An 8,228-nucleotide genomic window follows, 5' to 3' on the forward strand; every position below is an offset into this window, starting at 1 on the left:
CACGCCCGGCGGGCAGCCGACGAGCGCGCCGATCACCTCGACCGCGAGGATGACCGCGTCGGCGGCCAGCAGGGCGGCGGTCACCACCGAGGGCAGCACACGCCGGGGGCCGAAGGCCCGGCGTACGGCCCGGCGGGACGGCGGGCGCACACCGCCGGTCCGGACGGCGTCCATTCCGGTCATCGCACTCGCCTCCCGGTCTGTTCGGCGGCCGGGAGCCGGATGACGTCGATGTCGACTTCGCGCACGTCGAGGCCGGTCAGTTCGCCGACGCGGGTCCGCACCAGCTCCCGCAGGTGTCGCGTCACCTCACGGACGGGCGCCGGATAGGCGACCGAGATCCGCATCCGGAGCGTGGCCAGGCCGCCGTCGATCTTCGCCGTCACCCACGGTGCGCTCTCCATGGAGTCGCGGCCCAGCGGTACGCCCAGTACGCGCCGGGCCGTGCCGCCCACGTCCTCGACCTCGGTCAGCGTACGGGTGGCGATCTTCGCGAGAACCCGGTCGGCGATCTCCGTACGGCCCCGATGCTCCAGCGCGATCGTCCCCCCGGCCCGGGACTCGAGCTCGGTGCTCACGATCGCCTCCGGTTACCCAGGATCTCGGTGAGGTCGAGTTCGCCGATCATCACCCGGCCGACCAGGAACCCCACGATCCCGAGCACCAACACGATCACGAAGGCGGCGAAGCCGCCGAAGGCGCCGGCGAAACCGAGCGCGGTCCCGAAGCCCAGGCCCACGGCCGGCCACCATCGCATCTCACTCATGTCACTCACCTCTTCTCCTCACAACCCCGCAGGTCCTCACAGCACCCGCGGGCCCTGACGCCGCCGGCGCAACCAGCGCGCGACGTGCCACAGCCCGTGCCGTGAGCGGAACACGAACACCGGCACCACCACGTCGGCGACGCTCCCCGCCGCACGCCGGCGCATCAGCCCGGCGGCGAACTCGGCCGGGTCACCGCCCACGTCGGGATGATGGGCCCGCACCCACGCCGCGAACGCTCCGCGGTCGCTCACGAGTCCGCTCCCACCGTCGCGGCGGGCACCTCGACGTCCTCGATCGCCACGTCGATCGGCAGGTCCGGCACGACCTTCCGGGCCGCGGCCCGCACCTGCTCGGCGACCTCGGCCATCGGCGGGCCGAAGGCGGCCACCACCGCGATCCGCACCCGGTCCTCCCGCACGGCCACTCCCGGCACGGTGCGGCCGGGCAGGTAGGTGGCGATCGGACCGGCGGCGAGGCGGGCCACCGAAGGGCAGTCCGCCACCGCGGCGGCGATCCGCTCGGCCAGGCGGGCCGCCTGGGAAGGGCTCATCGCACCCGCGGCTCGGCCGGTTCTTCGCTGCTCTCCTCGCCCGGCAGATGGATGTCGCCGACGTTGACGTTCACCTCGGTGACGTCCAGGCCGCACATCTTCTCCACCGCGGCGATGACGTTGCGGCGGATGCCGTTCCCCAGGTCGGGAATGGACACGCCGTAATCGACGATGACGTCCACGTCGATGGCCGCCTGCCGCTCGCCGACCTCGACCGCCACCCCCTGGGCGACGTTCGGGCGGCCGACGCCGGGAATGCGCTCGCGTACCGCGCCGAACGCGCGAGCCATGCCCGCGCCCATCGCGTACACGCCCTGCACCTCCGAGGCCGCCATACCGGCGATCTTGGCGACGACCGTGTCCGCGATGGCCGTCCGGCCGTGCTCGCCGACCAGCTCTCCGCCCTGACGGGCCTTCACCTCGCCGGGCGTGGTCGTCTTCTGATCCGTTCGCTCACTTGCCGGAGCGCTCATGGGATCACCTCTCGTCTCCTCGCGCGCGTCATGACCGATGGCCGTCGGGCGGGTGCGGTACACCGCATGATCACGGCGATGACGATGAGTGATCGCCTCTCGGCGTCGACATTCTGATCAGCGGGCACCGGTCGGCGGGCGTGACCTTGTGTTTCACGCCCGCGAGGCCCAGCGCGATCAATGAGCGTTCAATTATCCCCGAATACCCTCTGTATTGAGGCTAGCCCACGTCAGGTCATCATTCGGGAGGTAAGGGCGGGTTTTTCCGCTCCGCGGCCGGAGAGACCCGCGCCGGGCTGCGCTCGACCTCAGGCGTCGGGGAAGACGAGATCGGCGTCGACGCCGTCGGCGAGCAGGAAGTACCCGAGGAAGGTCACGCCGTCCTCCTGCGCGTCGAAGCGCGCGATGCGCACGCCTTCGGGCTCGTAGAACACGTCGCCGGGCCCCAGGATCGTCTCGGCCTCGCCTTCGATCTGGTAGACCGCCGCGCCCGCCTCGATGCTGCCGAATACCGGCCCGTTGTGGACGTGCAGCCCCGCGGCGTACCCGGGGGCGATGGTGATCCGCCGGATCTCCACGCGCCGGGTGGCCAGCGGCTCCGGCAGCCTCTGGTCCATGACGATCACGCGGCTGAGCGGCGGCGCGGGCTCGGCGTGTCCGGACTCGCCGCCGTATTCGGCGTCCGTCACGGCCTCCGCGAACTCCGCCCTCCGCCCGTCCTCCGGCAGTTCCTCGATGGCGAGATGCGTCATCGCGCCACCGGGCGCCGCGCCGTGCCAATGCCACTCGCCGGCCTCGATCCGTACGGCGTCGCCCGCGCGGATGGTCTCGACCTCTCCAGCACGGCGCTGCACGAGCCCCGTGCCCTCCGTGACCACGAGCACCTGCCCGACCGGGTGCCGGTGCCAGTGCGTACGGGTCCCGGGCGCGAAGCGAACACTGTCGACCTGCGTACGGGACGGCCCTTCGGGTGCGGCCAGTTCTTCGATGCGGGCATCGCCGGTGAACCACTCAGGCGGTGCGGACACGCCGCTGCGCGAAGCGCGGGATATGCGCATGTTCTCGGGCTTCCTTCGATCGCGTATCGGTCTGCGAGGCAGTGTACATACTAGTAGGTACAGAAATGAACCAGGGTCGGCAGGGCCGCTCGGCCGGATCGTCGAGTCGCGGCGGGGAACGTATGCCGGGGGCGATGGACGGCGGCGTCGCCGGGATCGGCGCGTGGGGGAGTGGGGCATGTCGTGGCTGGCGGGGGACTGGACGCACCTGGGCGCGGTCGCGGGCAAGGCCGCGCTGATGTACGTGATGGCGCTGGGGGCGCTACGCGTCGGCGAGAGACGCACATTGGCCCAGTGGACGATCATCGACTCCGTGGCCGCGGTGGCGGTGGGGGCGATCGTGGGGCGTACGGCGATCGCGTCGGACCAGTCGTTCGTCACCGGGGCCGTGGCGCTGATCACCCTCGTCGCGATGCACCGCGTGGTCAGCGTGCTGCGGTCACGGCCGCGGTTCCGCCGCCTCACCGATCACCGGATCCGCGTCCTCGTCGCTCATGGGAGGGTGCGTCGCCGCCAGCTGATGATCTGCGGGCTGACCGAGAGCGACCTGATGGCGCAGCTTCGGCAGCGGGGCGTGTTCGAGCTGTCCGACGTGCGCTTCGTTCTCTACGAGGCCAAGGGCGGCCTGACCGTGGTCTCCGGGGCGCACTCGGCCGCCGAACCGCCCGACCTGATCCGGGCGGGGCTGCGCGAGGCGGTGGACGTCCCGGCCGGCGAGGCCTGATCAAGCGTTGGCGGAGGTCGGTCCCGACCGCGACCGAGGTTTGTGGGCCCCGTATTTGGCCAGGTCGTAGTAGGGGAGTCTGTGCCGGCGTGACCGGATCCAGGAGGGGGACCTGTGATTCGCAGATGGCTGGAGTCCTGGCCGGTTTACCGCCAGTTCCGTGGGGCGGACCGGTCCGGCCGGGGTGAGGCCGCGATGAGCCGCCGTACGGCCGAGCTCAGGCCGCGGGTCGCGACCGCTGATCGGGTGGTCAAGTCGATCTGTCCGTACTGTGCCGTCGGCTGCGGGCAGGACGTCTTCGTCAAGGACGAGAGGGTCGTCCAGATCGAGGGGGACCCCGACTCGCCGATCTCCCGTGGCCGCCTGTGTCCGAAGGGGTCGGCGAGCCTCCAGCTGACCACCGGGCCGGGGCGCCGGTACGACGTGCTGTACCGCAGGCCGTACGGCACGGAGTGGGAACGCCTGGGGCTCGACGAGGCGATGGACATGATCGCCGACCGGGTGATCGAGGCGCGTGAGCGGGGCTGGCAGTGGGAGGAGGGCGGGGCCCGGGTGCGGCGGACCATGAGTTCGCGAGCCTGGGCGGGGCCACGCTGGACAATGAGGAGAACTACCTCATCAAGAAGCTGTTCACGGCGCTGGGCGCGATCCAGATCGAGAACCAGGCCCGTATTTGACACTCCTCCACCGTCCCCGGTCTGGGGGCCAGCTTCGGGCGTGGCGGCGCCACGACGTTCCAGCAGGATCTGGCGAACGCCGATTGCATCGTCATCCAGGGCTCGAACATGGCCGAGTGCCACCCGGTGGGCTTCCAGTGGGTGATGGAGGCCAAGGCGCGCGGCGCGACGTTGATCCACATCGATCCGCGGTTCACCCGGACGAGCGCGCTGGCGGACCTGCACGTACCGCTGCGGGCGGGGTCGGACATCGCGTTCCTCGGCGGGCTCGTCAACCACGTGCTGACGAACGAGAAGGACTTCCGGGAGTACGTGCTGACCTACACCAACGCCGCGACCATCGTGGGTGAGGAGTTCCGCGACGCCGAGGACCTCGACGGCGTCTTCTCGGGCCTGGACCGCGAGAACCGCGTCTACGACCCGATGACCTGGCAGTACGAGGGGGTCGTGGTGCAGGCCGCCGCGGGCGGGCGGGACGAGGAGTACGAGGAGCGCACCGAGGCCGGCGCCGCGGTCCGGGAGGCCGCCCGGGGAGAGGCGCTCGGGTCCGGCGGGGCCGGCGTGTCCGGGGAGATCCGCACCGATGAGACGCTGACCCATCCGCGCTGTGTCTTCCAGATCCTCAAGCGGCACTACGCCCGCTATACGCCGGAGATGGTCGAGCGGGTGTGCGGGGTCCCGCAGGAGACGTTCCGGCGGGTGTGCGAGCTGGTCACCGAGAACTCGGGGCGGGAGCGTACGACGGCGTTCGCGTACGCGGTCGGCTGGACGCAGCACACGGTCGGGGTGCAGTACATCCGGACCGCCTCGATCCTGCAGGCGTTGCTCGGCAACATCGGCCGGCCGGGCGGCGGCATCCTCGCGCTGCGCGGGCACGCGAGCATCCAGGGCTCCACCGACATCCCGCTGTTCAACCTGCTGCCCGGCTACATTCCGATGCCGCACGCGCACCGGAACCAGACGCTGGAGGAGTTCGTGGCGGCCGAGGGCGCGGAGAAGGGCTACTGGGGGAACATGCGGTCCTACCTGGTCAGCCTGCTGAAGGCCTGGTGGGGTCCGGCGGCGACCGAGGACAACGACTACGCGTTCGGCTATCTGCCGCGCCTGACCGGCGGCCACAGCACGTACCAGACCGTCATGGCGCAGCTGGAGGGCACCTGCGGCGGTTACCTCCTGCTGGGCGAGAACCCGGCGGTCGGCTCGGCGAACGCGAAGATGCAGCGGCTGGGCATGGCGAAGCTGGACTGGCTCGTGGTGCGCGACTTCTCCTTGATCGAGAGCGCGACCTGGTGGAAGGACGGCCCGGAGATCGAGACCGGGGAGCTGCGGATCGAGGAGATCGGCACGGAGGTGTTCTTCCTCCCCGCCGCCGCGCACACCGAGAAGTCGGGCAGCTTCACCAACACCCAGCGGCTGCTCCAGTGGCACCGGCAGGCGGTCGAGCCCCAGGGCGACGCCCGCAGCGACCTGTGGTTCACCTACCACCTCGGGCGCCGGATCCGCGAGAAGCTGGCCGGCCACACCGATGAGATGAACCGCCCCATCCTCGACCTCACCTGGGACTATCCCGTCCACGGCCCATTCGCCGAGCCGGACGCGGAGGCGGTGCTGGCCGAGATCAACGGCTTCGGGCCCGACGGCCGGCCGTTGAGCGGCTACCCCGAGCTGAGGGACGACGGCTCGACCAGCTGCGGGTGCTGGATCTACTGCGGCGTGTACGCCGATGGCGTCAACCAGGCCGACCGGCGCAAACCGCACACCGAGCAGGACTGGGTGGCCAAGGAGTGGGCCTGGGCGTGGCCCGCCAACCGCCGCATCCTGTACAACCGCGCCTCCGCCGATCCCGACGGCCGCCCGTGGAGCGAACGCAAGGCCTACGTGTGGTGGGACGGGCAGAGGTGGACCGGCCACGACATTCCGGACTTCGAGCCGGGCAAGGCCCCGGACTACCGGCCGGAAGAGGACGCGAAGGGCCCGGCCGCGCTGAGCGGCACCGACCCGTTCATCATGCAGGCGGACGGCAAGGCGTGGTTGTACGCCCCGGCGGGGCTCGTCGACGGGCCGCTGCCGGTGCACTACGAGCCGCACGAGTCGCCGTTCGCCAACGCGCTGTACTCCCAGCGGAGCAACCCGGTGCGCGAGGTCATCCGCGATCCGCTGAACCGGTACCAGCCGCCGGGATCGGAGGTGTTCCCGTACGTGACGACGACGTACCGGCTCACCGAGCACCACACCGCGGGCGGCATGTCGCGGTGGTTGCCGTACCTGTCGGAGCTGCAACCGGAGTTCTTCTGCGAGGTGTCGCCGGAGCTGGCGGCCGAGCGGGGGCTGGAGCACCTCGGCTGGGCGACCATCGTGACCGCGCGGACCGCGATCGAGGCACGGGTCCTGGTCACCGAGCGCCTGACCCCGCTGCGGGTGGACGGCCGCACGCTGCACCAGGTCGGCCTGCCCTACCACTGGGGGCCGAACGGCCTGTCCACCGGCGACGCGGCGAACGAGCTGGCGCCCGTCGTCCTCGATCCCAACACCCACATTCAGGAGGTCAAGGCGATGGCCTGCGACATCCAGCCGGGCCGGAGGCCGCGCGGCCCCGCGCTCCTGGAGTACGTCCGCGACTACCGGCGGCGCGCCGGCATCACCGATGAGACCGGAATGGAGATGTGACGATGTCGCCGGCGCGGATGGGCTTCTTCACCGACACCTCGGTGTGCATCGGCTGCAAGGCGTGCGAGGTGGCGTGCAAGGAGTGGAACGCCATCCCCGAGGATGGCCTGAAGCTCACCGGGATGTCCTACGACAACACCGGGAGCCTCAGCGCCGACACCTGGCGGCACGTGGCCTTCATCGAGCAACGCCGACCCGTCGAGGCGCCCACCGCCGCGGGCCCGGGTGACGAGCTGCGCTGGCTGATGGCCAGCGACGTGTGCAAACACTGCACCCAGGCGGGCTGCCTCGACGTCTGCCCGACCGGCGCCCTCTTCCGCACCGAGTACGGCACCGTCGTCGTCCAGGAGGACGTCTGCAACGGCTGCGGCTACTGCATTCCCGCCTGCCCGTACGGGGTCATCGACCAGCGCAGGGACGACGGCCGCGCCTGGAAGTGCACGCTGTGCTACGACCGCATCGGCGACGGCCTGACACCCGCCTGCGCCAAGGCCTGCCCCACCGAGTCCATCCAGTACGGCCCGCTGGACGAGCTGCGGGCCCGGGCGGCCGAACGCCTCACGGGACTGCACGACGCCGGCGTCACGGACGCACGCCTCTACGGCCACGACCCGGGTGACGGCGTCGGCGGCGACGGAGCGTTCTTCCTGCTGCTCGACGAGCCCGAGGTGTACGGGCTGCCCCCGGACCCGGTGGTCACGACCCGCGACCTGCCGTCCATGTGGCGCCACGCCGGAGCCGCCGCGCTGACGCTGGTGGGCGGGCTGATCGCCGTGTTCGCCGCCCACGGCCGTACCGGAGGGAGACGGTGAGCGGTCGCAGGGGCCGCCACCGCGCAGGACGTGGCGAGCAGCCCGTGGTGCCGGACGCGACGTTCACCTCCTACTACGGCAGGCCGATCATCAACCCGCCGGTGTGGGAGCCACTGGACATCGCGGGCTACTTCTTCCTCGGTGGCCTGGCCGGCGCCGGTTCGGTGTTCGCCGCGGGGGCCCAGCTCACCGGCCGCCCGCGCACGGCGCGGGCGCTGAAGATCTCGTCGCTGGTGGCGATCTCGGGTTCTCTCGCCGCGCTGGTCCACGATCTGGGCCGTCCCGCCCGGTTCCTCAACATGCTCCGAGTGATCAAGCCGACCTCGCCGATGAGCGTCGGCACCTGGTTGCTGATGGGCTACGGGCCGGCCGCGGGTGCCGCGGCGGTGCTGGACCTCACCGGGCTCTTCCCGCGCCTCGGGCGCCTCGCGACCGGGGGAGCCGCGACGCTGGGCCCGGCGGTCGCGGCGTACACCGCGGTGCTGGCCGCCGACACCGCG

At 71.4% G+C, this 8,228-nt stretch carries 9 protein-coding genes and 2 pseudogenes; 4 read left to right on the plus strand and 7 right to left on the minus strand.

Annotated features, from left to right (window positions below):
• The 7 genes and pseudogenes from ACFFNX_RS41630 to ACFFNX_RS41660 form a co-directional block, all read right to left on the minus strand.
• Nucleotides 1-183, minus strand: a pseudogene (locus tag ACFFNX_RS41630) (hypothetical protein); the annotation flags it as partial.
• A complete protein-coding gene (locus ACFFNX_RS41635) occupies nt 180-578 on the minus strand; it encodes an Asp23/Gls24 family envelope stress response protein (RefSeq protein WP_378211710.1) in 399 nt (132 codons plus the stop codon). The pseudogene ACFFNX_RS41630 and the gene ACFFNX_RS41635, both read right to left, overlap by 4 nt.
• Nucleotides 575-766, minus strand: a complete 192-nt coding sequence (locus tag ACFFNX_RS41640) for a hypothetical protein (protein ID WP_378211711.1) — start codon at nt 764-766, stop codon at nt 575-577. The genes ACFFNX_RS41635 and ACFFNX_RS41640 overlap by 4 nt, the downstream gene beginning before the upstream one ends.
• 36 nt (nt 767-802) lie before the next feature.
• A complete protein-coding gene (locus tag ACFFNX_RS41645; protein WP_378211712.1) occupies nt 803-1,018 on the minus strand; it encodes a hypothetical protein in 216 nt (71 codons plus the stop codon).
• On the minus strand, nt 1,015-1,317 hold the full coding sequence (locus ACFFNX_RS41650) for a hypothetical protein (protein WP_378211713.1): 303 nt from the start codon (nt 1,315-1,317) through the stop codon (nt 1,015-1,017). Before ACFFNX_RS41650 ends, ACFFNX_RS41645 begins: the two co-directional genes overlap by 4 nt.
• Nucleotides 1,314-1,790: an Asp23/Gls24 family envelope stress response protein gene (locus tag ACFFNX_RS41655; protein WP_378211714.1), complete on the minus strand. Its 477-nt coding sequence runs from the start codon at nt 1,788-1,790 to the stop codon at nt 1,314-1,316. Before ACFFNX_RS41655 ends, ACFFNX_RS41650 begins: the two co-directional genes overlap by 4 nt.
• Before the next feature lie 308 nt (nt 1,791-2,098).
• The gene (locus ACFFNX_RS41660; protein ID WP_378211715.1) at nt 2,099-2,818 is read right to left on the minus strand and encodes a (R)-mandelonitrile lyase; all 720 of its coding nucleotides are present in this window, start codon (nt 2,816-2,818) and stop codon (nt 2,099-2,101) included.
• Nucleotides 2,819-3,026: 208 nt separating this feature from the next.
• Here ACFFNX_RS41660 and ACFFNX_RS41665 point away from each other — a divergent pair, with 208 nt between their 5' ends.
• The 4 genes and pseudogenes from ACFFNX_RS41665 to nrfD form a co-directional block, all read left to right on the plus strand.
• Entirely contained in the window at nt 3,027-3,572 is a 546-nt protein-coding gene (locus ACFFNX_RS41665; protein WP_378211716.1) for a DUF421 domain-containing protein, read from the plus strand.
• A gap of 114 nt (nt 3,573-3,686) precedes the next feature.
• Nucleotides 3,687-6,916, plus strand: a pseudogene (gene fdh / locus ACFFNX_RS41670) (formate dehydrogenase).
• Between the two features lie 2 nt (nt 6,917-6,918).
• On the plus strand, nt 6,919-7,728 hold the full coding sequence (locus tag ACFFNX_RS41675) for a 4Fe-4S dicluster domain-containing protein (RefSeq protein ID WP_378211717.1): 810 nt from the start codon (nt 6,919-6,921) through the stop codon (nt 7,726-7,728).
• Nucleotides 7,638-8,228: NrfD/PsrC family molybdoenzyme membrane anchor subunit (nrfD, locus tag ACFFNX_RS41680; RefSeq protein ID WP_378211718.1), on the plus strand; the 591-nt coding region annotated here is incomplete at its 3' end. The genes ACFFNX_RS41675 and nrfD, both read left to right, overlap by 91 nt.

This window comes from Actinoallomurus acaciae (genome assembly GCF_042429965.1).
In the GTDB taxonomy this organism is placed as follows: domain Bacteria; phylum Actinomycetota; class Actinomycetes; order Streptosporangiales; family Streptosporangiaceae; genus Actinoallomurus; species Actinoallomurus acaciae.

Excerpts from the sequence above, each read along its gene's own strand:
- ACFFNX_RS41640 (WP_378211711.1), bottom strand. The coding sequence starts at position 766 with ATGAGTGAGATGCGATGGTGGCCGGCCGTGGGCCTGGGCTTCGGGACC.
- ACFFNX_RS41650 (WP_378211713.1), bottom strand. The coding sequence starts at position 1,317 with ATGAGCCCTTCCCAGGCGGCCCGCCTGGCCGAGCGGATCGCCGCCGCG.
- ACFFNX_RS41655 (WP_378211714.1), bottom strand. The coding sequence starts at position 1,790 with ATGAGCGCTCCGGCAAGTGAGCGAACGGATCAGAAGACGACCACGCCC.
- ACFFNX_RS41665 (WP_378211716.1), top strand. The coding sequence starts at position 3,027 with ATGTCGTGGCTGGCGGGGGACTGGACGCACCTGGGCGCGGTCGCGGGC.
- ACFFNX_RS41675 (WP_378211717.1), top strand. The coding sequence starts at position 6,919 with ATGTCGCCGGCGCGGATGGGCTTCTTCACCGACACCTCGGTGTGCATC.